The sequence below is a fragment of the Agrococcus sediminis genome, assembly GCF_007923295.1.
GTDB classification, from domain to species: domain Bacteria; phylum Actinomycetota; class Actinomycetes; order Actinomycetales; family Microbacteriaceae; genus Agrococcus; species Agrococcus sediminis.
This window is the reverse complement of sequence record NZ_VOIR01000016.1, coordinates 136,772-158,014: the sequence shown is the minus strand read 5'-3', so window position 1 is coordinate 158,014 and position 21,243 is coordinate 136,772. Positions and strand designations below refer to the sequence as shown.

General features: G+C 71.4%; 23 protein-coding genes. 12 read left to right on the top strand and 11 right to left on the bottom strand.

Features of this window, described 5'->3' with window-relative positions; genetic code table 11:
• Positions 1-9: 9 nt before the first annotated feature.
• Complete coding sequence (locus FQ330_RS11370) at positions 10-1,008, bottom strand: DNA-processing protein DprA (RefSeq protein WP_146357639.1); 999 nt, start codon at positions 1,006-1,008, stop codon at positions 10-12.
• 212 nt (positions 1,009-1,220) lie between these two features.
• Between FQ330_RS11370 and FQ330_RS11365 the strand changes: the two genes are divergently transcribed.
• Both FQ330_RS11365 and FQ330_RS13370 read left to right on the top strand, forming a co-directional pair.
• Positions 1,221-1,532 (top strand): sulfate permease, encoded by a 312-nt coding sequence (locus FQ330_RS11365; protein ID WP_146357637.1) that lies wholly within the window; start codon positions 1,221-1,223, stop codon positions 1,530-1,532.
• 95 nt (positions 1,533-1,627) lie between these two features.
• Positions 1,628-2,632 (top strand): nucleotide kinase domain-containing protein, encoded by a 1,005-nt coding sequence (locus FQ330_RS13370; RefSeq protein ID WP_225792833.1) that lies wholly within the window; start codon positions 1,628-1,630, stop codon positions 2,630-2,632.
• A gap of 10 nt (positions 2,633-2,642) precedes the next feature.
• Here FQ330_RS13370 and FQ330_RS11355 read toward each other — a convergent pair whose 3' ends face one another.
• Positions 2,643-3,632 (bottom strand): thymidylate synthase, encoded by a 990-nt coding sequence (locus FQ330_RS11355; RefSeq protein ID WP_146357635.1) that lies wholly within the window; start codon positions 3,630-3,632, stop codon positions 2,643-2,645.
• A 6-nt stretch (positions 3,633-3,638) separates the two neighbouring features.
• On the bottom strand, positions 3,639-4,262 hold the full coding sequence (locus tag FQ330_RS11350; RefSeq protein WP_146357633.1) for a dTMP kinase: 624 nt from the start codon (positions 4,260-4,262) through the stop codon (positions 3,639-3,641).
• Positions 4,263-4,330: 68 nt separating this feature from the next.
• Between FQ330_RS11350 and FQ330_RS11345 the strand changes: the two genes are divergently transcribed.
• From FQ330_RS11345 to FQ330_RS11335, 3 genes are read left to right on the top strand one after another with little or no spacing between them, the layout of a single operon-like run.
• On the top strand, positions 4,331-5,137 hold the full coding sequence (locus FQ330_RS11345) for a rubredoxin-like domain-containing protein (RefSeq protein ID WP_146357631.1): 807 nt from the start codon (positions 4,331-4,333) through the stop codon (positions 5,135-5,137).
• Positions 5,134-5,595 carry a TIR domain-containing protein gene (locus FQ330_RS11340; protein WP_192575933.1) on the top strand — a complete coding sequence of 154 codons (462 nt, stop codon included), beginning with the start codon at positions 5,134-5,136 and terminating at the stop codon, positions 5,593-5,595. The genes FQ330_RS11345 and FQ330_RS11340 overlap by 4 nt, the downstream gene beginning before the upstream one ends.
• Positions 5,583-6,515: a DUF4231 domain-containing protein gene (locus tag FQ330_RS11335; protein WP_146357627.1), complete on the top strand. Its 933-nt coding sequence runs from the start codon at positions 5,583-5,585 to the stop codon at positions 6,513-6,515. The genes FQ330_RS11340 and FQ330_RS11335 overlap by 13 nt, the downstream gene beginning before the upstream one ends.
• Positions 6,516-6,941: 426 nt before the next feature.
• Here FQ330_RS11335 and FQ330_RS11330 read toward each other — a convergent pair whose 3' ends face one another.
• Positions 6,942-7,511, bottom strand: coding sequence for a putative glycolipid-binding domain-containing protein (locus FQ330_RS11330; protein ID WP_225792832.1), 570 nt, complete (start codon positions 7,509-7,511; stop codon positions 6,942-6,944).
• A gap of 110 nt (positions 7,512-7,621) precedes the next feature.
• Here FQ330_RS11330 and FQ330_RS11325 point away from each other — a divergent pair, with 110 nt between their 5' ends.
• Positions 7,622-7,966: a hypothetical protein gene (locus tag FQ330_RS11325; protein WP_146357625.1), complete on the top strand. Its 345-nt coding sequence runs from the start codon at positions 7,622-7,624 to the stop codon at positions 7,964-7,966.
• An 80-nt stretch (positions 7,967-8,046) separates the two neighbouring features.
• Here FQ330_RS11325 and FQ330_RS11320 read toward each other — a convergent pair whose 3' ends face one another.
• On the bottom strand, positions 8,047-9,183 hold the full coding sequence (locus tag FQ330_RS11320; RefSeq protein WP_192575932.1) for a PQQ-dependent sugar dehydrogenase: 1,137 nt from the start codon (positions 9,181-9,183) through the stop codon (positions 8,047-8,049).
• 93 nt (positions 9,184-9,276) lie between these two features.
• On the opposite strand from FQ330_RS11320, the gene FQ330_RS11315 reads away from it, so the two are divergent.
• Positions 9,277-9,780: a nitroreductase/quinone reductase family protein gene (locus tag FQ330_RS11315; RefSeq protein ID WP_146357623.1), complete on the top strand. Its 504-nt coding sequence runs from the start codon at positions 9,277-9,279 to the stop codon at positions 9,778-9,780.
• 19 nt (positions 9,781-9,799) lie between these two features.
• On the opposite strand, the gene FQ330_RS11310 is transcribed toward FQ330_RS11315, so the two are convergent.
• Entirely contained in the window at positions 9,800-10,054 is a 255-nt protein-coding gene (locus FQ330_RS11310; RefSeq protein WP_146357621.1) for a glutaredoxin domain-containing protein, read from the bottom strand.
• A 39-nt stretch (positions 10,055-10,093) separates the two neighbouring features.
• Between FQ330_RS11310 and FQ330_RS11305 the strand changes: the two genes are divergently transcribed.
• Positions 10,094-12,019 carry a sensor histidine kinase gene (locus tag FQ330_RS11305; RefSeq protein WP_146357619.1) on the top strand — a complete coding sequence of 642 codons (1,926 nt, stop codon included), beginning with the start codon at positions 10,094-10,096 and terminating at the stop codon, positions 12,017-12,019.
• On the opposite strand, the gene FQ330_RS11300 is transcribed toward FQ330_RS11305, so the two are convergent.
• Both FQ330_RS11300 and FQ330_RS11295 read right to left on the bottom strand, forming a co-directional pair.
• Positions 11,985-13,208: a trans-sulfuration enzyme family protein gene (locus FQ330_RS11300; protein ID WP_192575931.1), complete on the bottom strand. Its 1,224-nt coding sequence runs from the start codon at positions 13,206-13,208 to the stop codon at positions 11,985-11,987. The genes FQ330_RS11305 and FQ330_RS11300 overlap by 35 nt on opposite strands.
• Before the next feature lie 58 nt (positions 13,209-13,266).
• Positions 13,267-14,550, bottom strand: coding sequence for a hypothetical protein (locus tag FQ330_RS11295; RefSeq protein ID WP_146357616.1), 1,284 nt, complete (start codon positions 14,548-14,550; stop codon positions 13,267-13,269).
• 93 nt (positions 14,551-14,643) lie between these two features.
• Between FQ330_RS11295 and FQ330_RS11290 the strand changes: the two genes are divergently transcribed.
• Together FQ330_RS11290 and FQ330_RS11285 are read left to right on the top strand one after the other, a co-directional pair.
• A complete protein-coding gene (locus tag FQ330_RS11290; RefSeq protein ID WP_225792831.1) occupies positions 14,644-16,617 on the top strand; it encodes an oxidoreductase in 1,974 nt (657 codons plus the stop codon).
• A 73-nt stretch (positions 16,618-16,690) separates the two neighbouring features.
• Positions 16,691-17,158 (top strand): VOC family protein, encoded by a 468-nt coding sequence (locus FQ330_RS11285; protein WP_146357612.1) that lies wholly within the window; start codon positions 16,691-16,693, stop codon positions 17,156-17,158.
• A 53-nt stretch (positions 17,159-17,211) separates the two neighbouring features.
• Here FQ330_RS11285 and FQ330_RS13365 read toward each other — a convergent pair whose 3' ends face one another.
• The 3 genes from FQ330_RS13365 to FQ330_RS11275 are packed head-to-tail and all read right to left on the bottom strand — an operon-like array spanning position 17,212 to position 18,847.
• Entirely contained in the window at positions 17,212-17,352 is a 141-nt protein-coding gene (locus FQ330_RS13365; RefSeq protein ID WP_164877037.1) for a hypothetical protein, read from the bottom strand.
• 40 nt (positions 17,353-17,392) lie between these two features.
• A complete protein-coding gene (locus tag FQ330_RS11280; protein ID WP_146357610.1) occupies positions 17,393-17,815 on the bottom strand; it encodes an arsenate reductase ArsC in 423 nt (140 codons plus the stop codon).
• 33 nt (positions 17,816-17,848) lie between these two features.
• The gene (locus FQ330_RS11275) at positions 17,849-18,847 is read right to left on the bottom strand and encodes a metalloregulator ArsR/SmtB family transcription factor (protein WP_146357608.1); all 999 of its coding nucleotides are present in this window, start codon (positions 18,845-18,847) and stop codon (positions 17,849-17,851) included.
• Positions 18,848-18,987: 140 nt separating this feature from the next.
• On the opposite strand from FQ330_RS11275, the gene FQ330_RS11270 reads away from it, so the two are divergent.
• Positions 18,988-20,166 (top strand): acetyl-CoA C-acyltransferase, encoded by a 1,179-nt coding sequence (locus tag FQ330_RS11270; protein WP_146357606.1) that lies wholly within the window; start codon positions 18,988-18,990, stop codon positions 20,164-20,166.
• A 55-nt stretch (positions 20,167-20,221) separates the two neighbouring features.
• Positions 20,222-21,223: an LLM class flavin-dependent oxidoreductase gene (locus FQ330_RS11265; RefSeq protein WP_146357604.1), complete on the top strand. Its 1,002-nt coding sequence runs from the start codon at positions 20,222-20,224 to the stop codon at positions 21,221-21,223.
• Positions 21,224-21,243: the final 20 nt, after the last annotated feature.

Here is a 21,243-nt window from a genome sequence, read left to right as displayed (position 1 = left end):
ACCAGGCGGTCAGATCGAGCGTCCCGGCGTTCCCGGTGACGGCCGCCGCTGACCGAAATCCCGTCCGACCTCCGAGCGCGAGACTGGGTGTCCGGGAGCATCGGCGTCAAGCAACGCGATCACGTCGCTGGACTGAGTGACGAGCGTCGCCTGGCCCTGTCGGATCAGCTCGTTCGTCCCGCTACTGGCGGCGCTCGTCACCGGACCGGGCACAGCCCCAACACCTCGGTCGAGGTCTCGTGCCGCGAGGACGGTGGTCATCGCCGCTGACCGGGCACTGGCCTCGGGAATCACGGTGGCGCCCGACAGCGCCGCCATCAGCCGGTTCCGGGCGATGAACCTGTGCCGGGTCGGCGCGGCCCCTGGCGGCACCTCGCTCACCAGCAAGCCGACCTCACCAACTCGGCGTAGTAGGTCGCCGTGTCCGGCAGGGTAGGGCCGGTCGACACCGCCGGCCAGAACCGCGATCGTCTGCCCGCCGGCCGCGAGGACAGCGCGGTGTGCGGCTCCTTCGATCCCGTACGCGCCTCCGGCGACAACGATGCGTTCCTCATCAGCCATACCTGTCGCCAGCTCGCCGGTGATGTGCTCGCCGTAGGAGGTGGCGGCTCGGGAGCCGGTGATTGTGACGCGATCGCTCAGCGCCGTCGTCAGGAACGAAGCCGCCCCACGCGTCCACAGCAGATAGGGGGCACGCTCACCCAGGTCGTTCAATCCGGCGGGCCAGTCCTTGTCGGCCGGGATGAGTGTGCCGAACCCGAGCCGTTCGGCCTGAGCGATCTGATCGGGCAGGTCGGGCGTGATCCGCGCCGCCAGCCGCGCGCGCCACATCAGCACGTCGGCGCGCGGCAGGCCGGGCACGTCGTCGGAGTCGATCAGCCGTAGCGTCTCGATCCCGTTGTGATGGGCGAGAACCCGGCCGGTGGTCGGGTCGTTGGGTTCGGCGATCATCGACAGCGCGACCCGCGCTATCCGCTCACCCTGTACCTGCTCCGCCAGCGCCGCCATGATCGGTGTCCTCTCACTCCGAAGGTCACCGACGAGGTACACGCCCGCCCACCGACAGGGTTCCCTCTGTCGCACGCCCGTCGTACGCTGGATGACGAGGCAGGTTCGCCAACTACGCGGGTCCTTCGGGACAGCCCCTCTGAGGGCACTCGGTTCATAGCCGCCTCCACGACGGAACACCGTCGCGCTATGACGAGGAAGAGAGACCCGCGATGCTCCGCACATCCGTTGCGCTCAGCGCACGAGGCTACGGCGTACTCCGCTACGCACCCACCAACCTGCTCATCAACGCCATCCGCACCAGACGCGGCCTCAAATGGGGCATCCCCGCGATGCTCCTCGCCGTGCCCTACCTCTACGCCGCCGCGATCTGCACCACGATCATCAACGACGGCGGCGCCGGGTGGCTCTACCTGCTAGTCCTGCTGTTCGTCTGGAACGCCTTCAAGTTCCTCTGGATCGGACCAGTCAGCCTTCTACTCATGGCCGGTCGAACCGCTCGCGCGCGGAGAACGCACGCCTGAACCACAAGCGACGGTGGCGCGTCTCCGGCCATTGCCGGCCCCCTCGTGACAACCTAGACACACGTGGGAGCCGGAGGTAAGCACCGACAGGAGGCATGATGCGGCGCGTGAGAGTTGGTCGGCACAACGTCGGCGTTTCAGAGGTGCTTTCGTCCTACTGGCACTTCGCGGCCGAACGGCAGCACGTGTATCACGCGAGGCTACGCGGCGAACCTGGCCCATGGACCGATGACGTAGTCCTGTCCAAGTATCGCTTCACTAACGCCTACCGCGCCGCCGACCGCGTATCACAAGATCTAATACGTATCGCCTACGAGGGACCCCAGGACCCCGAAAACCTCGTCTTACGCGTTCTACTGTTTCGGTTCTTCAACAAGCCATCGACATGGGAAGCGTTGGAATCAAGATTCGGTCAGATCACAACATCCACATTCGATGTCGATGCCTACAGCAAGGTTCTCGACGCAAGAATTGCTACCGGCGAGAGAGTTTACTCTGCGGCGTATATCGTTCCGCCCCCGCCGTTCGGCGCGGTTCGGAAGCATCGCAACCATCTGCTGCTGACCGAGCACATGATCCGTTCCGGGGTTGCCACGCAGATCGAGCACGCTAGGTCCCTTAGCCAGGTCTTTGAGACGATTTCGACGTTTCCTTCACTCGGTCCTTTCCTCTCTTATCAACTGGCGATCGACCTCAACTACACCTCGGTGATCGACTTCGATGAGAACGACTTTGTCGTGCCTGGACCGGGCGCGCGCAGTGGTATCGCGAAGTGCTTCCCGCAGCTCAATGGTGTACCTCCCGAAGACATCATCCGATGGATGGTCGACACGCAACAGGCGCAGTTCGAAGATCAAGGCATCGTTTTTGACGATCTATTCGGTAGAGCTTTGACGCTCATTGACTGCCAGAACCTGTTTTGCGAAACCGACAAGTACGCGCGAGTAATGCACCCCAATGTGCGTGGAGTCGGCAGTCGCAACAGGATCAAACAGCAGTTCGCACCGCAAGGCCCGCCAGTAAGGCCGTTTTTCCCCCCAAAGTGGGGCATCAACCAGCGGGTCGCCGGCCGTTCGAACGCGCTCGCATCAGCTACCTAGCGCGTCGGGCTCAATGCTGCAACCGTTGAGTTCGTTCGAGATACTCGCGCGCGGCGGCGGCAAGCCGGCTGTCTCCAAGTTCAACTAGCTTGTCGTCTAGGACGCTGGGTTCGGCTCCACTTTGCGCGGACCAATATAGATCGATCATTCGAATGTATGCGAGCAGGAGCGGGTCGGTGAGGTTGCAGTCGAGCGCCGCGAGGTCTTGGCCAGAGCGGATGCCGGCCTCCAGACGCATCCACTCGGCCCACGCCGCGGGGGCGTCCTCCCAATCTGTGTCGAATTGCGGCTGCCCTGTCGCGTCGGACGCCGCCGGGCTCGGCTGACTGGCTAGAAGTCGTGAAGCCCGGTCGAAGTGGCGCTCGTAGAGATGCAGGGAAGAGCTAAAGAAGACCAGTCGCCCAGGCATACATCGGAGCCACCGCGACATCACTTCAAGCAGTAGTGTCCACTCGAAAGCGTTGATGCCTGAAAATCCCCACCATATGTCAGTGCTGCGGGCAGCCACGTGGAGGTCGAGATGCCCATCCCTCATGAGGAAGTGAAGCCAGTTGTTGCATGGGATATCTCGACTCTCCACGAAGTCGCGATCGGGATCGTAGATGCTCGCGACGGCACGCCGCGAGAGCGGGTCTCTCCGGAGAATCTTCACAATCTCCGCGAGTTGATCCACGCCGTTCCAGCTTCGGAGCCGGAGGCCGTACCCAGCACGCCATGTCAGGCCATCATCCGAGAAGTCGACCGCGCGCTCCAAATAGGCGCTGAGAAAGCTCAAGTCGTTTCGGCCCGCCAACACCCACATGCTCTCCGCTATCGAGGCAAAAACGTTGTTGTTTCGGTGGGGGAGCACAACGTGGCGAGACCGAATGTCAGACACCTCGATGAGTCGCGCCCGCAGCTCGCGGGTCCGCTCTCCGCGGACCTCAACAAGTTCTCCAGAGTCAGCAACGGCATGCAACTCGGCTAAGAACGCCTGCTCCACATCTCGATAGACGGCCACCGCGCCTCATCGATTCTCAACTCGGGCAGCAAGTCCGCGATTCAGAAGCGTCTCAGTCACAAACGAGTGTGTCTCTTCTTCGCTCGCTACCGGGACGACAACCGCGGACTCGGCATACTCGTCCAAGAGTGCTCGATAGCCATCCTGTACGCCCGGAGCGTTGTTCGGGTCGAGGTGGTGGGGTTCGAGGAAAACGAACACAATAGACGGCATGATTGGCGACCAGATCGTGTCGATGAGTTCCTTGAAGCTCGACTCAGGGAGTCCTGACTGCTTCACTGATCCGCCGTACCAGCCGTAAGCGAGGGTGGACCACCACCAACGATCCAGAATCAAAGATCGCGTCTCCGCAGCTCGCTTGAGATCAGGCACCGACTCCGCATGGCACGCGAGATGCGCTAGCTGCTGGGCGAGGCCTGACCTGGGCTTCTCGTCAGCGGTCTCGCCCTCCAGCGCTCTGTACACACGCTCGGTGAACGTAGTGAAGCCGCTTGGCATGTGAGCGAACACCGTGGACTCCGCGTCGAGCGAGCCACGGAGGCGGTTCAACTGAGTCGACTTACCAGTCTGATCGAGGCCCTCGAACACGATGACCGCACCGCGACGGATGGTGAGATCAGTCTTGGCCATCACCAGCTCCTTCGCTCAGCCCAGCGTGGCTCCCGGGATGTGTCAGAGGTCACCCCTAGCATCAAGCTATGCGACAGAACCGGGATCACGAGGGAGGCGCAGCGGCGCGTCGCCTTGGCGACCCGTGGCGCGAGCTCCCCGATGCTGGCCGCGGCTACCTGTCTGTCTACTTCTCTGAGCCCCTCGCCCGATGGCCAGTTCGCGAGATCACCCGACGTGCGGATAACAAGAGCGACCCAAACATCGAGACCGGAACATACGGCCTGTTCTCCACCTGTGAGCCGTCCATGCGAAATCGGATCGTTCTCGATGGCGCGGCCACCATCTTCTTCCTCACGACACGCAAGCCGCACCAGGGGAGAGTGATCTCCGGGTATTACCACGTTGGCTGGTACACGGAAGGCACCCAGGGTGCGGTCAACCGCGACTACGCCCTCGCTGCCGACAAGATGCACTTCATAGACCCCATCCTCGCGAGCGATCTGGCAGAGCCGTTAGCAGCGATCTGTTCTACGCAGTTCCGCACGATGAAACCGATCGATGTTGAGACTGTGGCGACTCTTCGCCGGATATGCGACGAGCGCCCTGACCGCACAGCCGAATACTTGGGGGAAGTCGAGCGAATCGAAGCGTTCGCGCGTGCTCGATCAGGCTACGCGTATCCGTCGTGGGGGCGAGAGGCCGGATTTAGCTGGGCAGACGCCCCCGAGTACTACCAGACAGACGCTGAGCTCTCGAAGGTGCCCAACAGTTCCAGGAACCGCAAGTGGCGATGCCGAGAGTGCGGATATGTCATCAAGAGCGGCGCACTGCTGAAGAAGTGTCCGTTGTGCAAGCAGATGGCAACGCTCGCTCCCGCCGAGGAGGGCGCATGACCCGTCGAGTCTTTATCAGTTACCAGCATGCCGATCAGATGAAAGCCCGTGGCTTGAACCTGATGACGTACAACAAGCACGTCAACGTTGACTTCACGGGACGGCACCTGCTCGACCCCGTGAAGAGCCAGGACGCGGATTACATCAGCCGAAAGATCAAGGAGCGGATCAAAGGGTCATCGGCCACAATCGTTCTCATCGGGAAGGAGACCTCCCAAAGTGAGTGGGTCGAGAAAGAGATCCAGTGGAGTAAGGAACAGGGAAAGGGCATCATTGGCATTCGTATCGATCCCGACGCCCCAGTCCCCGAAGGGTTGACAGAGTACGGCGCTGAAATTCTCGACTGGAACACTCCAGCAGATGTCAATCAGTTTGACGATGCCATCGAGCGAGCAATCGCAGCGACGAGCCGCGGTAGGTCGATGCCCACCAACACGATGAGTACATGCACGCGATGAGCAGTCACAACAACTCCCGCGGGCCAGGGAGCATCACGTTGCCCGTTATCCACGATGCGGCAAGCGAAGCGTCAGGGCGCGGACAAACAGCGTACGTCCGGCTAAGCGCCTCCCGACTAGTTGCGCTTCTAATCGCAACGCTCGCCGCGGCGCTGGGCATCGCCATCGGAAGTTTCGACATCTCTGGCCTTGTAGTGCTTCTCGCGTTCGTAGTAGCCGCACTAGCCGAGTTAGCTTTGATCCGATTTCAGCCCGAACGCGACTGGTACGCCGGACGCGCGGTCGCCGAGTCAACCAAGACACTCGCATGGCGTTTCGCCGTCCAGGGAGAGCCTTTCGGTCCGACTCTCACTGAACAAGAAGCTGAGGCACTGCTTCGAACCCGAGTCAGCGAAGTCTTGCAACGTGGCAAGGACCGAATCAACGTTGGTCCTGGCGATGCGGTGCTCACAGAGAGCATGCTCGATCTCCGTCGATCTTCATTCTCCGAACGCAGAGACGCTTATCTCGAACAAAGGACAGAAGAACAGCGCGCCTGGTACTCGTCTAACGCCCGGAAGAACGAGGTCCGTGCTACGGCGTGGCGCTATGCGCTTCTTCTTGGTGAGTTGCTGGCAATCGTAGCTGCCGCTCTTTCCCTAGGTCGCGACGAGCCGTTCGACTTCGCCGGCATCGTCGCTGCGTTCGTTGCAGGAGGAGCCGCCTGGCTGGCGATCAAGCAACACTCCCAACTGACCTCCGCGTACAGGGTGGCGGCAGGTGAACTGGCCGTTCAAGCAGATGTTCTCCGCGGCGTGAGCGCTAAGGACTGGCCGCAGGCGGTGGCGGATGCTGAGGAAGCAATCAGTCGGGAGCACACAATGTGGCTGGCTACCCGCGGCGAGGAGCCGTTGCCGCCTCCCCACATAGGCAGGGCTTGATCGAGACTTCGATCGCAACGTGAGGTCCGGGCATTGTGGTGCTATCGAGGAATCGCAAGAGCGCCCAGACATCTGCGGCGGTTGGATTCGGGTCACAGCACGCCGCAAGTGGGTTCGGAGGTGCTGCTGAGCGCCCTCGACCCGGTCAACCTCGGCCCGCCTCGGAATCTCGTGCGCGGATCAATCTGGGTGCTCGGGCACTTGAAGCACCGCTCATTGGGAGACGCGGGAGGCGGTGGCGGAGGGGGACCAGAAGGGGACCAGAATCATGCAAACCATGCATCTCGTGACGTGCGCTGCATGACCTGAGGCCCGGAATCACGCGGATTTCGGCCTCGACGACGCCGTCTGGACGCCTGGGGGTCAAGGGGTCGCAGGTTCAAATCCTGTCAGCCCGACCACGAAGCGGTCTCCGCGCCGGTGTCTTCACCGGCCGGGGGCCGCTTCCTCGTCCACCCGCCGCGCGAGCCCCGGGTAGTCGACCACCAGGCCGTCCTCGTCCACCACCAGCTCGGCCTGGAAGCCGCGGTCACCGCTCGCGTACCGCACCCGGCCGGCGTCGTGCGAGCCGTAGCGCTGCCCGCTGCGCAGCACGCGCAGGCTCGGCACCTCGACCCACGCCATGACGAGCTCCGCCTCGGCGACCGGAGGGCCGAGCAGGCCGAGGCGCCGGATCGGCATCGTGTTCGTGACCGGGCACAGCCCGAGGTCGCAGTCGACGGCGGCGTCGAGGTCGACGTCGGCGGAGAGGCCGGGCGCCGGCAGCGCCACCGTCCCGGCTGCGCGCGCCTCAGCGCTCCAGCGGGCGGCGTCGTCGCGCCGCAGGCTCAGGTCGCGCGACCACCCCTGCGCACGCACTGCGACGTCGAGGCGGCGCGTGATCCACCCCTCGCCGACCTCGAGCGACCAGGCGGCGCTGTACTCGTCGCACGTCGACGTGCCGTGCGCGGCCGCCGACGATCTGCATGGAATCCTGAGGATCCCGCGCGGTAACACTGTTACGATAACGCCCGAGCGGTGCCGACGAAGGGGTCGACCGCGCGGGCTCCTCCCGACGTGCGGTGCGCGTCTGCCGCTCACGATCACACCGCAAGAGGAGTCACACCATGAAGAAGACACTCGCGGCCCTCGGGGTCGCCGGTCTCGCCGTCGTCGGCCTCGCCGCCCCCGCGCAGGCCGCGCCGCCTCCGCACGCCGAGATGAACCACGAGTCGTACTGGGAGAACCTCGGCTACGGCGACTGCGAGAAGATGGAGTTCGACGACGGCGTCGGCAGCTTCACGCTGCCCGAGCCCCCCGCCGGCCAGCAGTACACGCTGCTGGTGCTGAAGGCCGGCTCCGGCGCCGGCGCGAACGACGTGATTCCCTGGCCGGCGCCGGGGACCTACTGGCACAGCTCCGACAAGGACCTGAGCCACGTCATCTACTGCATGGACGGGTACGTGAGCTGACGCTCCCGCTCGACCCCGACTCCGATGGGGCCCTGCAGCAGGGCCCCATCGGTCGTGTCCGGGCCCGCCCGTGACGAGCGCTAGGGCACGAAGACGAGGATGCGGTCGTCGCTCTCCGCGGGCGCGCCCCGCCCGTCGGTGTTGCTCGTGAGCGCCCAGAGCGCGCCGTCCGGTGCGAGCACGACGTCGCGCATTCGCCCGTGCTCGGCGAGCCAGTGCACGGTCGACCGGCTCGGATCGTCGAGGTCGACCTGCCGCAGCGACTGGCCGCGCAGGTTGGCGATCCACAGCGACCCGTCGGCGTGGGCCATGCCGCTCGGGCTCGCCTCGCTCGGGTGCCACTGCTGCAGCGGATCGACGAAGCGCGCGTCGCCTGCGGCGCCCTCCACGACCGGCCAGCCGTAGTTCGCGCCCGCCTCGATGCGGTTGAGCTCGTCCCACGTGCTCTGCCCGAACTCGGTGGCGTACATCGCGCCCGCGTCGTCCCAGGCGAGGCCCTGCGGGTTGCGGTGGCCGAGGCTGTAGACGGGGGAGCCGGGGAACGGGTTGTCGGCGGGGATCGCGCCGTCGGGCTCCACGCGCAGGATCTTGCCGGCGAGGCTCGACGGGTCCTGCGCGGCGTCGGGCCGCGAGGCGTCGCCCGCGGTCACGTAGAGCATCCCGTCGGGGCCGAAGGCGATGCGGCCGCCGTTGTGGTTCGCGGCGCGCGGCAGCCCCTCGAGCACGACCTCGGGCTGCCCGAGCCGCAGGGCGCCCGGCTCGCCCGAGAGCGGCGCGCGCAGCACCCGGTTGTCGTCGGCGGTCGTCGTGCACGCATAGAGGTAGCCGTCGTGCACGGCGAGCCCGAGCAGCCCGCCCTCGCCGCCCGCCATCGTCCCGGCGACCTGCGCGAGCGGCTCGAGGCTGCCGTCGGCCGACACCTCGACGACGGTCGCCGAGTCGCGCTCGCTCACGAGCGCGGTCGTCGCATCGACGAAGGCGATCGACCAGGGCGCGCGCAGCCCCGTCGCGTGCACCGCCGGCTGGTCGAGCGTGCCCGGGTCGACGCTCGCCGCGCTCGGAGCGGGGCCGGATGCGGTCGGCCCGGCAGGCGGCCTCGTCGCGGTCGCGGCCGGCGAGGGCTCGGTCGCGGCGGGGCCGCAGCCCGCGAGCAGCGCTGCCGCCGCGGTGGCGGCCATCGCGCGGGCGAGCCGCGCTCGGCCGTGGCGTGGCTGCATGGCGGATCCTCCATCGTGCGTGGCCCAACCCTACGCCGGGGCCGGGGGATGGCCCCCTGTGCCCGGCGCCGCGCCGCGCCTACGCTCGCAGCCATGAGCGATCCCGCAGCGCCGCTGCCGCCCGCGCCGCCGCCCGCCGGGCCGCTGCCCGCCGTGCCGCCCCGCTGGTTCATCCGCACGGCGTGGGTCGTGCACCGCGCCCTCTACCGGATCTCCGGCGGGCGCCTCGGCCTCTCGCGGCCGCGGCCGGGGAAGTACGGCATGCTGCGGCTCCACACCGTCGGACGCCGCACGGGCGAGCCCCGTGTGGCGATCGTCGCGTACTACGAGGACGGGCCGGACCTCGTCACGATGGCGATGAACGGCTGGGCGGAGGCCCACCCCGCCTGGTGGCTGAACCTGCAGGCGCACCCCGACGCATCCGTCGACCTGCCGGGCGGCACGCGGCGCGTGCGCGCGCGGGAGGCGCACGGCGTGGAGCGCGAGCGCCTCTGGTCGGGCTTCGACGCGTACAGCGAGGGCCCCTCGATGGCCGAGTACGCGCGCCTGCGCGCCCGGCGCACGCCGGTGGTCGTGCTGGAGCCCGCCGACCGCTGACGCGGCCGGCGCCGCGGCTTCAGACGAGCGACAGCTCGCGCAGCTTCGCCTCGACCTCGTCGTTCGACGGCTCGACCTGGTGCGAGCCGTCGGGGAAGACGACGACGGGGATGTTCATGCGACCGGAGATGCGCTGCGCCTCGGCGGCGGCGGTCTCGTCGCGCTCGAGGTCGACGTAGTCGTAGTCGACGCCGAGGCCGTCGAGCTGCTGCTTGGTGCGTCGGCAGTCGCGGCACCAGTCGGCGCCGAACACGCGGAGGGAGGAGGCAGTCATCCCTCCACCCTACGGGGGCCGCCGGAGTACGGTCTCCCTGTGAGCAGCGCCGTCGTGGACGTGCCGCCCTCCGCGGAGCCCGAGCGCGCACCGCGGCGGGTGCCGCCGTGGTGGACGTGGCCGATCGCCGCCGCGGTCGTCTTCGCCGCGGCGCTCGCGGGCGTGCTCTTCGCGCCGCAGGGCACGACGGTCGCGGTGTGGTGGCCCGCGGCCGGCCTCTCGGTGCTCTTCGCCCTCCTGCAGCCGGCGTCGCGCATGCCCGCGGCCGTGCTGCTCGTCCTGGCGGCGACGATGGCGGCCAACCTCGCCGCGGGCCGCCCGCCGGCGCTGCTCGGCTGGGGTCGCCGCGACTTCCGGCTGTCGACGATCGGGGCAGGCGTGCGCTTCGCCGCCGCGGCGGTGGCGGGCGGCGTCGTCGCAGGCGTCCTCGGCGCGGCAGCGATCGCGCTGCTGAGCGGCGGCGCCCCCTGGCCCGTCGCGGGCTTCATCGCCGCCTCGCACGCCGCTGCCGTCGGCATGATCGCGCCCTTCGCGCTGCTGCCCAGGCGCCTGCCGGTGCGGGCGACGCGCGCCGAGATGGCGGTGCAGGCGCTCGCGCTCGCGGTCGTCATCGGGGTCGTCTTCCATCCCGACACGGCGCTGCCCCTGACCTTCGCCCCCTACCCGCTGCTGGCCTGGGCCGCGTTCCGCTTCCCGATCCGCATCGTGCTGCTCGAGACGCTGCTCGCGGGCCTCGCGATGCTCGCGCTCACGCTCGCCGGCGGCGGCGTGCTCGGCGCGCCGACCACCGACGCCATCACCGGCGCCGCGCTGCTCGAGGTCTTCCTCGTGACCTTCACGGGCCTCGCCGTCGTGCTCACGGCGGCGCAGTACGAGCTGCGGGCGACGGGCCGGCAGCTCGAGGCCTCGACGCGGCTGCTCACCGGCAGCGTCATCGACGCGCGCGTCGGCCTCACGATCGTGCACCGCGACGCCGCGCTCGCACGCCTCACGTGGGCGAACCGCGTGGCCCGCGAGCTGCTCGCGCCCGAGCTCGACGGCGATCGCTGGGACGGGCCCACCCGCGCCGCCGCGGCCCGGGCGCTGTCCACCGGCGAGCAGGCCACGGTCGTCGACGCCGGCGGACGCACCATCACGGTCGCCGCCAACCGCATCCACGGCGATGAGGAGCTCTTCGCCGTGCAGCTGCTCGACGTGACGGCGATCCTGCAGGCGCAGCAGGCGCGCGCCGACGCCGACGTCGAGGCGGCCGCCGCGCGCACGATCCGCGCCGAGCTCGAGCGCCAGCGCGACGACTTCCTCGCGACGACGAGCCACGAGCTGCGCACCCCCATCACCAGCATCGTCGGCTTCGCCGAGCTCGTGGCGGAGTCGGATGCGGTGGCCGAGACCGAGCGCAGCTGGCTGGCCGTCATCGAGCGCAACGCCCAGCGGCTGTCCGAGCTCGTCGAGGACCTGCTGACGCTGAGCGGCGGCGCGACCGCGCCGCCGCGTCCCCAGACGCCCGAGCGGGTCGACTGCGCGGCGGTGCTCGAGGAGGTCGCAGGGGGCCAGCGACTCGTCAGCGAGCGCAAGGGGCTGGCCGTCGAGGTCGACGCGGGCGCGCACGTGGTGCTCGCCTCCCGCAGCGACGTCGAGCGGGCGGTCTCGAACCTGCTCGCGAACGCGATCAAGTTCACCCCGGAGGGCGGCGGCATCCGGCTGTCGGCCGACCGCGACGCGGCGGCGGGGGAGGTCGTCGTGGAAGTCGCCGACACGGGACCGGGCATGAGCGACGAGGAGCTGGTCCACGCCTTCGACCGCTTCTACCGCGCCCCCGGCGCCGAGCGCGACAACATCCCCGGCACCGGCCTCGGGCTCTCGATCGTGGCCGAGCTCGCGCGCCGGAACGGCGGCTCCGCCGCGCTCCGGCGCAACGCCGCCGGCGGCATCACCGCATCGCTGCGGCTGCCGTCCGCGCCGTGACCGCGGTCGCCTCGAGCGCCTGCGCCAGATCGGCGATGAGGTCGTCCGGGTGCTCGAGGCCGATCGACAGGCGCAGCACCCCGGCGTCGGGCTTCGCCTCCGGCGCGACCGGCCGGTGCGTGAGCGAGGCCGGGTGCTGGATGAGCGAGTCGACCGAGCCGAGCGAGACCGCGTGCGTGAACAGGCGCACCCCCTCGGCCACGGCGGCGGCCGCGGCGAAGGAGCCGACGTCGATCGCGAGCATCGACCCGGGCCCCGCCATCTGCCGGCCAGGTCCCACGAGGCCCCGCGGGTCGCATCCGTCGAGCCCCGGGAAGCGCACCGCGCGCACGCCCGGCAGGTCGAGCAGCGCCTCGGCGACGCGCACCGCGCCCGCCTGCTGCGCGCGCACGCGCAGCGGGAGCGTCTGCAGGCCGCGGTGCATGAGGTAGGCGCTGAGCGGATGCGCGATGGCGCCGGTGATGGCGCGCACCGGGCGGAGCGCCCGCGCCCACGCCTCGTCGCAGGCGACGACGCCGCCCAGCACGTCGCCGTGGCCGCCGATGTACTTCGTCGCCGAGTGCATCGAGAGCGCCGCGCCGTGGTCGAGCGGCCGCTGCAGCACCGGCGTCGCGAAGGTGTTGTCGACGAGCACGGGCGCCTCGCCCGCCGCGGCGACGAGCGCGTCGAGGTCGACGAGCTCGAGCGTCGGGTTGGCCGGCGTCTCGGCGATGACGAGCCCCGTGTCGGGGCGCACCGCCCGCTCGACCGCCTCGACCGAGTCGACGAACGTCGTCTCGGTGCCGAGCAGGCCGGTCGCGAGCAGGTGGTCGGTGCCGCCGTAGAGCGGCCGCAGCGCCACCACGTGCGCACCGCGCCGCTGGCGCGCGGCGGTCAGCACCGCCGTCGTCGTGGCCATCCCCGACGCGAACGCGACCGCGGCCTCCGCGCCCTCGAGCGCGGCGAGCGCCTGCTCGAAGCGCGCGACCGTCGGGTTCCAGAGCCGCTGGTAGACGGCGGAGCCGTCGCCCACGTCGCCGCCGGTCGCGAGCCGCTCGTAGGCGTCGCCGCCGGAGTCGACGCCCGCGAGCGGGTTCGTGGAGGAGAGGTCGATCGGTGCTGCGTGCACGCCCAGCGATCGGAGCTCGTCGCGGCCGGCGTGCACCGCGAGCGAGTCGAGTCGGAGGCGAGCGTCATTGCTCGTCGTCATGGCCACCATGATGCCCGAAACGGGAGGTGATGCGGTTCGCGGAGGATGCGGCGCGCCGTCAGCCCTCCGGGCTCGGCTCGGCGGGGGTCGTGGGCTCCGGCTCCGGTGCGGGCGGCGGCGGGGTGGGAGCCGGCTCCGGGTCGGGGAGCGGCGGCGGCACCGGATCGGGCAGGGCGGGCTCGAGCGGCGGCTCGACGGGGGCGGGCTCCACGGGTGCCGGCTGGCTCGGAGCCGGAGCCGGAGCGGGAGCCGGCGCGGGCCCCGGGGCGGGCTGCACGGGCACGGGCCGCGGCTCGACCGGCACGGGCGCGGGCTGCGGCCGCGTGGTGCCGGGGTCGGTGATCGGCCGCGGCGCGGCCCGGTCGATCGCGTCGCGCGCCTCCTGCGACGCGGTGGCGAGCAGCGCCGCGCCCTCGGGGTTGCCCGTGGCCTCGAGCTGGAAGGCCTCCGCCATCCAGGCCGCCGCGACGTGCAGCGCGAGCCCCTCGACGAGGTCGAGCACGTCGGCGGGCGTGTGCCCGCCGCGGACGACGGCGAGCACCGAGGCGATGTGCCGGTCGGCGTCGCCCAGGGCCGTCTTCGCGCCCGTCGGCGCGAGGGCGAGCGCCGAGCGCAGCGCGTCGATGTCGGTGCGGCTCTCGGCCGCCGACGCCGCGGCGGCGCCCAGCCGGGCGATCGCGGCCTCGAGCCGGTCGATGCGCGCGTCGTCGAAGTCGCGCGGGTCGCCGAGCGAGCGCAGCTCGCGGTCGAGGTCGTCGACGTTCTCGGCCGTCACCGCCGCGATCGGCGGCCGCTCGGCCGCGGCCGCCTCGACGCAGGCGCCCAGCAGATCGAAGGCCGCGGGGTCGCCGGCGGCCTCGGCCCGCTGCTGCCAGCGGTCGGCGAGCGCGCGGTCGTCGGCGGTCGTGAACCCGTCGTCGACGATCGCGCGCAGCAGCGCCGTGCGCTCCTCGCCGAACGCGCTGCGCTCGCGCTCGCCGAGCACGCCCTCGGCGCCGCCGACGTGCTCGGCGGCCGCCAGCACGTCCTCGGCGCGGCGCTCGAGGGCGACCGCGGCGACGATGCGCACCTCGAGCTCGCACGCGGCCTGCTCGTGCTGCTCGTGCCACGACGCGATCTGCCCGGCGAGGATGCCCGCGCGCGCCTGCGATCCCCAGGCGACGACCGAGCCGGAGACGATGAGGGCGGATGCGCCGAGGGCTGCGAGGCCGACGGTCCAGCGGCGCCTGCGGCGCAGTCGGTGCCGCTCGGCGAGCACCGCCGCGCGACGGCGCGCCTCGGCGGCATCGAGGGCGCTCGGCCCCGGCGCCGGCTGCTCGTCCACGGTGGACCTCGCAATCATGCAGGAAGTGCACGTTCATGCTACGCGCACCAGCGTGCCACAGGGTGACCGGTGGGCGAAGCGCGGATGTCCGGTTGGTGCGAGGATCGGCAGGTGAGCCTCATCGCCCAGCCCCTCCGCATCGGCGCCTTCGACGCGCCCAACCGCATCATGCAGGCAGCCCACTCGAAGCAGTACTCCGACCGCGTCGAGTCGGATCGCGAGACGGCCTACTTCGTGCGCCGCGCCCGCGGCGGCTGCGGCCTGTTCGTCGCCGGCAACCACCTCGTGCACCCCTCGGCGTCGACGCGCGGCTTCGAGGACGCCTGGCGGCCCGAGGCCGTCGACGCCAACCGCCGCATGACCGATGGGGTGCACGAGGCGGGCGCGCGGATGCTCGTGCAGCTCAACCACCACGGGGCGCAAGCGGCGCCCGAGGGGCCCGACGGCCCGCGGCCGGTGTACGCGCCCAGCCGCATCCTCTCGCCCTCGACGGGCGTCGCCACCCGCGAGGCGAGCGCGCGCGACATCGCCGGCTTCGTCGAGGCGTGGGCCGATGCGGCCGAGCGCAGCCGCCTGGGCGGGTTCGACGGCGTCGAGCTGCACATGGCGCACGGCTACCTGCTGCACCAGTTCCTCAGCCCGCTGTACAACCGGCGGACGGATGCGTACGGCGGCGACCTGGAGGGCCGCACCCGGTTCCCGCGCGAGGTGCTGCGCGCGGTGCGGGCGCGCGTCGGCGACGACTTCACCGTCGGCATCCGCATCGTGCTCCACGAGCACAACCCCGAGGGGCTCGACGCGGGCGACCTGCGCGAGGCGGTCGCGGCGCTCCGCTCCGAGGCGCGCATCGACTTCCTCGACACGGCGGCGGGCGGCTACCACGACGTGCACTGGGTGTTCCCGTCGTCGGCGATGCCGGTCGACTGGCTGCGCGACGACGTGGCGGCGCTCAAGGCGGCGAACCCCGACGTGCCGGTCTTCGGCGTCGGCGCCGCGCGCAGCGTCGAGGAGGCGGAGGAGGTGCTCGCGAGCGGCGTCGCCGACATGGTGGCGCTCACGCGCGGCCAGCTCGCCGACCCCGACCTCGCGGCGCGGCTCCTCACCGGCGCGACCGACGGCATCCGCCACTGCATCCGGCTGAACCAGGGCTGCCTCGGCCGGGGCAGCCAGGGGCTGCCGGTGAGCTGCACCGTCAACCCCGAGGCCGGGCGCGAGCTCGAGGCGGCGCCGGAGCGCGCGGCGCGCCCCGCCCGCTGGACGGTCGTCGGCGGCGGCCCTGCGGGCATGCGGGCCGCGCTCGACCTCGCGCGCCTCGGCCACGCGGTCACGCTGCTCGAGCGCGAGGCGCGCCTCGGCGGGCAGCTGCTGCGCGCCGCGCGCGTGCCGGGCCGCGACTCGGTCTCGCTGCTCGCGACCGACCTCGAGCGCGACGTGCGCGCCGCGGGCGTCGAGGTGCGGCTGGGGGAGCCCGCCACCCTCGCCGCGATCCGGGCGACCGCGCCCGACCGGGTGGCGCTCGCCGTGGGCGCGGTGCCGCCGGCCGGCGGCGGCGCGGCGATCGACGAGGCGTTCGCGGGCGCGCGGCCCGCGACGGTCGACGCGTGGCGGGCGATGGATGATCCCGCGGCGCTCGGGGAGCGCGTCCTCGTGGTCGACGACGACGGCACCGCGCACGCCTCCGGCGTGCTGCTCGCGCTCGTCGCCGGAGGCGCGTCGGTCGAGCTCGTGACGCCGTTCGAGCGGCTGCTGCCGCACGTCGGCACCGGCTACGAGCGGCAGCTCGTGCTGCGCACGCTCGCGGCGGGCCGGTTCCGGCGGATCGCCGGCGCGCGGGCGCGCCGCGGCGAGGGCGGATGGGTCGCGGTCGACGCGCTCACCGGCCACGAGGCACCGCTGGCCGAGCCGACGGCGATCGTCGCGCTCACGCCGCGCGAGGCCGTGCGCCTCGACGGGCTCGACGCCGAGCTGCTCGAGGCCGAGCTCGGCGTGCCGGTCTCGGCGATCGGCGACGCGCTCTCGCCGCGCGGCATCGACGCGGCGATCGCCGAGGCGTGGCGGCTCGCGCAGGGCAGCGCCGACGACTGAGGCCTGGCGCGCGCGGCTCGCCCTGCGCCATGCTGGCGGCATCGCGGCCGTGCGGCCGCAGTGAGGAGCCAGCATGGCAACCCTGCTCAACCCCTACCTCGCCTTCGGGCGCGAGGCGCGCGAGGCGATGAACTTCTACCACGGCGTCTTCGGCGGCGACCTCGTCATCAGCACCTTCGGCGAGTCCGGCATGGCCGACGACGCGGGCGACGCCGACCTCGTCATGCACGCGCAGCTCACGACGGCCGACGGCCACACGCTGATGGCGAGCGACACCCCCGCCTCGATGCAGCAGCCCACGGGCGGCCAGCAGGTCTCGCTCTCGGGCGACGACGCCGGCACGCTCACCCGCCACTGGGAGGGGCTGAGCGAGGGCGCGAGGATCGTCGAGCCGCTCGTCGAGGCGCCGTGGGGCGACACCTTCGGCATGCTGGTCGATCGCTGGGGCGTGGGGTGGATGGTGAACATCGCCGGCGCTGCGTCCGGCACGCCGGCGCCGAGCCTCGACGAGGGCGTGGACGGCCGGTCCGCCGACCGCTGACGCACGACGACGGGGGCCGAGCATCGCGCTCGGCCCCCGTCGTCGTGCCCGCCTCAGGCGGGCGGCTGCGGGGCGCCGCCGGAGGCGGTGTCCTCCTCGGTCTCGGGGTTGTGCTGGTCCGGCTCGTCGAGCGGCTGCACGTCGCGGTCCTCCGGGTCGACGGTGGGATCGTCGTGGTGCTGGTGATCGCTCATGGCGTCTCCTCTCCTCGGTCCACCCGTTCTACACCCGCCGTCAGCGCACGGGCTGGATGCCGAGCGAGTCGAGCAGCCCGCGGATGCGCTGCTCGATGTCGTCGCGGATCGGGCGCACGGCGTCGATGCCCTGGCCAGCCGGGTCGGCGAGCTCCCAGTCCTCGTAGCGCTTGCCGGGGAAGACGGGGCACGCGTCGCCGCAGCCCATCGTGATGACGACGTCGGAGTCGCGCACCGCCTCGGTGGTCAGCACCTTCGGCCGCTCGGCCGTGATGTCGATGCCGACCTCCTGCATCGCCTCGACGGCGACGGGGTTGATCTGCTCGGCCGGCATCGAGCCGGCCGAGCGCACCTCGACGGCGCCGCCGGAGAGCTCGCGCAGGAAGCCCGCGGCCATCTGCGAGCGGCCTGCGTTGTGCACGCAGACGAACAGGGCGCTGGGGGAGTCGTGGGTCTCGGTCATGGTCGCTCCAGGTGGGGTCGGTGTCGGATGCGGTCAGCTGGCGGGGGAGAGCTCGGCGAGGAGGCGGTCCACGCGGCGCGCGATGTCGTCCCGGATCGCGCGCACGCCGTCGGGAGAGGCGAGGGCGGGGTCGCCGACCTGCCAGTCCTCGTAGCGCACCCCGGGGATGATCGGGCAGACGTCGCCGCAGCCCATCGTCACGACGACGTCGGCGGCGCGCACGGCGTCGTCGGTGAGGGGCTTCGGGAACGGGTCGCCGTCGACGCCGAGCTCGTCGATGAGCGATCGCACCTCGGGGTGCACCTCGGCGGCGGGCATCGAGCCGGCCGAGCGGGCGACCACGGCGCCGCCGGAGCGCTGCTCGACGAGTGCCGCCGCGAGCTGCGAGCGGCCCGCGTTCTGCACGCACACGAACAGCACGTGCGGCACGCCCGCCGTGCGGTCGCGCAGAACGTCGGCGATGCGCTGGCGGGCGAAGCGCTCGGTGAGCACGAGCAGGTGCGACGAGATGCGGGAGGAGCGCGCGAGGCTCGCGTACGACTCGCGCACGATGCGCAGCACCGCGTCGCCGGAGAGGTCGGGGGTGGCGTCGGCGATGCGCCGGGCGACGTGCGAGAGCTTCGCGTCGACGTCGACGAGCTCGCGGTCGCCCTGCCCGCGGCTCCAGGAGGGATCGGCGTCGACGCGCGCGGCCCGCAGGCCGTCGACGAGCGCCGCGACGACCGGGCGCATGCCGGGCTCGACGCGGTAGTGCACCCACGTGCCGCGCCGCTCGGAGGCGACGACGCCCGCGTCGCGGAGCACCTTCAGGTGGTGCGAGACCGTGGGCTGCGAGACGTCGGCGAGCTCGGCGAGGTCGCACGCGCACGCCTCGCCCGTGGGGGAGGCGGCGAGCATCGACAGCATGCGCAGGCGCAGCGGGTCGGCGAGCGCCTTGAGCGCGGGCGCCATCGCCTGCGCGGTGGGAGCGTCGATCGCGGAGGCCGCATCGACGCGGTCGCATGCCTCGGCGGCGGGCGGGGCGAGCACCATGCGGATCCTCCAGGCGGGCTGCCGTCGACGCGCTCTGCATCGATCGCTCTCTATATTGATGCATCTCGATGCAGCCCGCAAGCGCCTCGCCGGCGCCGGAGTACCCTGGGAGCGATCCCGACCTGCGAAGGAGCAGCCCCATGCCCGAGACGATCATCGCCGGCTACGCCCGCACGCCGTTCGCCAAGTTCCTCGGGCAGCTGGCCCAGACGCCCTCGACCGAGCTCGGCGCGCACGCGGCGAAGCACGCGCTCGCGAAGGCCGGCGTCGAGCCGGCAGAGGTCGACGCGGTCGTCGTCGGCCAGGTGCTGCAGGCCGCCGTCGGGCAGAACCCCCCGCGGCAGACCGCCGTCGGCGCCGGCATCCTCATGACCGTGCCCGCGCTCGGCGTCAACGCCGTCTGCCTCTCGGGCACCGAGGCGATCGTCGCCGGCCACCGCATGATCCAGCTCGGCGAGGCCGACGTCGTGGTCGCCGTCGGCCAGGAGTCGATGTCGCTCGCCCCGCACGCCGCGCCGATCCGCGCCGGCGCGAAGTTCGGCAACGCGAGCCTCATCGACACGATGCAGTTCGACGGGCTCACGGATGCGTTCGACCGGGTCGCGATGGGCGAGTCGACCGACGGCTACAACGCGTCATTCGAGATCACCCGCGAGCAGCAGGACGAGCTCGCCGCAGCATCCCACGCGCGCCTCGTCCGGGCCCAGGCCGAGGGCATCCTCGACGACGAGATCGTGCCGTTCGAGGCGAAGGCGGGCCGCAGGACGGTGACGGTCGCCGTCGACGACGGCGTGCGCGCCGAGACCACCGTCGAGTCGCTCGCGGCCCTGCGTCCCGCGTTCACGCCCGACGGCTCGATCACCGCCGGCAACGCGTCGCAGATCACCGACGGCGCGGCCGCGGTCGTGCTCGTCTCGGACGCCTACGCATCCGCCCACGGCATCACCGGCCTCGCGCGGATCCTCGCGACCGGCTTCGTCGCTGGCGCCGACGTCTCGCTGCACTCGCAGCCGGCCGACGCCATCGAGCAGGCGCTCGAGCGGGCCGGCAGGTCGACCGACGACCTGCAGGCGGTCGAGATCAACGAGGCCTTCGCGGCCGTCGGCGTCGCCTCCACGCGCCAGCTCGGCGTCGACCCCGAGATCGTGAACGCCCACGGCGGCGCGATCGCGCTCGGCCACCCGATCGGCGCCTCCGGCACCCGCATCGTCGGGCACCTCGCGCGCCGCCTGCAGCAGCTCGGCTCGGGCTCGATCGGCGCGAGCGGCATCTGCGGCGGCGGCGGCCAGGGCTCGGCCATCGTGCTCGAGGCGATCTGATCCGCTGACAGCGAAGCCCCCGCGCAGGCGCATCCGCCCGGCCTAGGCTGGTCGGATGCGCCTGTCTGTGCTGGACCTCGCCCCCATCCACCCCGGTGAGACCGCCGGCGAGAGCCTCGCGGGCTCCGTCCGCCTCGCGCAGGCCGCCGAGCGGCTCGGCTACCGTCGCGTCTGGTACGCCGAGCACCACAACATGGCGACGATCGCCTCGAGCGCGACGAGCGTGCTCATCGCGCACGTCGCCGCGCACACGCGCACGATCCGGCTGGGCGCGGGCGGCGTCATGCTGCCGAACCACTCGCCGCTCGTGATCGCCGAGCAGTTCGGCACCCTCGCCGAGCTGCACCCCGGGCGCATCGACCTGGGGCTGGGGCGCGCGCCCGGCACCGACCAGCGCACCTGGGCGGCGCTGCGCCGCGACATCCGCGCCTCCGAGCGCTTCCCCGAGGACGTCGTCGAGCTGCAGGGCTACCTGCGCGGCGAGCCGACGGTGCCCGGCATCCGCGCGGTGCCCGGCCACGGCACCGACGTGCCGCTCACGATCCTCGGCTCGTCGCTCTTCGGCGCGCAGCTCGCGGCGGCCCTCGGCCTGCCGTACGCCTTCGCCTCGCACTTCGCGCCCGACGCGCTGCAGCAGGCGGTCGCCGTCTACCGCGAGCGGTTCGAGCCGTCGAGGCAGCTCGCCGAGCCGTTCGTCATCGCGGGCATCAACGCGGTCGTCGCTCCCACGCGCGACGAGGCGATGCAGATGCAGCGCACCGTCGTGCGCTCCCGCGTGCGCAGCCTGCTGCTGCGCGACGGCCCGGTGGCGCAGCAGGTCGGCGACGACGAGCTCGACGCGCTCGCCGCGAGCCCGCAGGCGGCGCACATCGCCTCGATGGTGCGGCACACGGCGCTCGGCACCGGCGACGAGGCGGTCGCGACGCTCCGGCGCTTCGCCGTCGAGGCCGACGCCGACGAGCTGATCATGGCCGTGCACGGCGCGACCGACGAGCGGGTGCGGGCGCTCGAGCTCCTGGGGGCCGCGGGGGCTCTGGGCGAGGCACCTGCGGCGTAGCCGCGCCGGCAGGCGGGGAG

Coding starts and splice junctions, on each gene's coding strand:
- FQ330_RS11370 (WP_146357639.1), bottom strand. CDS start 1,008: ATGGCGGCGCTGGCGGAGCAGGTACAGGGTGAGCGGATAGCGCGGGTC.
- FQ330_RS11365 (WP_146357637.1), top strand. CDS start 1,221: ATGCTCCGCACATCCGTTGCGCTCAGCGCACGAGGCTACGGCGTACTC.
- FQ330_RS13370 (WP_225792833.1), top strand. CDS start 1,628: ATGATGCGGCGCGTGAGAGTTGGTCGGCACAACGTCGGCGTTTCAGAG.
- FQ330_RS11350 (WP_146357633.1), bottom strand. CDS start 4,262: ATGGCCAAGACTGATCTCACCATCCGTCGCGGTGCGGTCATCGTGTTC.
- FQ330_RS11345 (WP_146357631.1), top strand. CDS start 4,331: ATGCGACAGAACCGGGATCACGAGGGAGGCGCAGCGGCGCGTCGCCTT.
- FQ330_RS11340 (WP_192575933.1), top strand. CDS start 5,134: ATGACCCGTCGAGTCTTTATCAGTTACCAGCATGCCGATCAGATGAAA.
- FQ330_RS11335 (WP_146357627.1), top strand. CDS start 5,583: ATGCACGCGATGAGCAGTCACAACAACTCCCGCGGGCCAGGGAGCATC.
- FQ330_RS11325 (WP_146357625.1), top strand. CDS start 7,622: ATGAAGAAGACACTCGCGGCCCTCGGGGTCGCCGGTCTCGCCGTCGTC.
- FQ330_RS11320 (WP_192575932.1), bottom strand. CDS start 9,183: ATGCAGCCACGCCACGGCCGAGCGCGGCTCGCCCGCGCGATGGCCGCC.
- FQ330_RS11315 (WP_146357623.1), top strand. CDS start 9,277: ATGAGCGATCCCGCAGCGCCGCTGCCGCCCGCGCCGCCGCCCGCCGGG.
- FQ330_RS11310 (WP_146357621.1), bottom strand. CDS start 10,054: ATGACTGCCTCCTCCCTCCGCGTGTTCGGCGCCGACTGGTGCCGCGAC.
- FQ330_RS11300 (WP_192575931.1), bottom strand. CDS start 13,208: ATGACGACGAGCAATGACGCTCGCCTCCGACTCGACTCGCTCGCGGTG.
- FQ330_RS11295 (WP_146357616.1), bottom strand. CDS start 14,550: ATGATTGCGAGGTCCACCGTGGACGAGCAGCCGGCGCCGGGGCCGAGC.
- FQ330_RS11285 (WP_146357612.1), top strand. CDS start 16,691: ATGGCAACCCTGCTCAACCCCTACCTCGCCTTCGGGCGCGAGGCGCGC.
- FQ330_RS13365 (WP_164877037.1), bottom strand. CDS start 17,352: ATGAGCGATCACCAGCACCACGACGATCCCACCGTCGACCCGGAGGAC.
- FQ330_RS11280 (WP_146357610.1), bottom strand. CDS start 17,815: ATGACCGAGACCCACGACTCCCCCAGCGCCCTGTTCGTCTGCGTGCAC.
- FQ330_RS11275 (WP_146357608.1), bottom strand. CDS start 18,847: ATGGTGCTCGCCCCGCCCGCCGCCGAGGCATGCGACCGCGTCGATGCG.
- FQ330_RS11270 (WP_146357606.1), top strand. CDS start 18,988: ATGCCCGAGACGATCATCGCCGGCTACGCCCGCACGCCGTTCGCCAAG.
- FQ330_RS11265 (WP_146357604.1), top strand. CDS start 20,222: ATGCGCCTGTCTGTGCTGGACCTCGCCCCCATCCACCCCGGTGAGACC.